The organism is Psychrobacillus sp. Z3-81 (assembly GCF_056620325.1).
The window spans coordinates 1-270 of sequence record NZ_JBWQPU010000061.1 but is presented as its reverse complement, the minus strand read 5'-3'; the positions used below and the strand labels follow the sequence as shown (position 1 = coordinate 270).

Here is a 270-nt window from a genome sequence, read left to right as displayed (position 1 = left end):
CAATGATTTTAATAATCAATACAATAAGGGAATAAATAAACTTTCTGTTCAACAAACGAAAAATGTAAAATTAGCTGCATATATGAATATAGTTATGTCTATGCTCTTTTTTTGCTTGATTGGAACAGTAATTGTAATTGGTATTTCAGAAATTAAAAATGGAAGTCTATCAATAGGAGCTTTATCAGCATTTTTGATGTATGCTTTTAATTTTTTCTCACCAATTCAAAAATTATGGATTTATTTGTTAGCTATAGAATTAGTATGCTC

Annotated in this window: 1 pseudogene; it reads left to right on the top strand. The window is 25.6% G+C overall.

Going from position 1 to position 270, the window contains the following annotated elements:
- A pseudogene (locus AC1ECF_RS17630) lies at window positions 1-270 on the top strand (hypothetical protein); the annotation flags it as partial.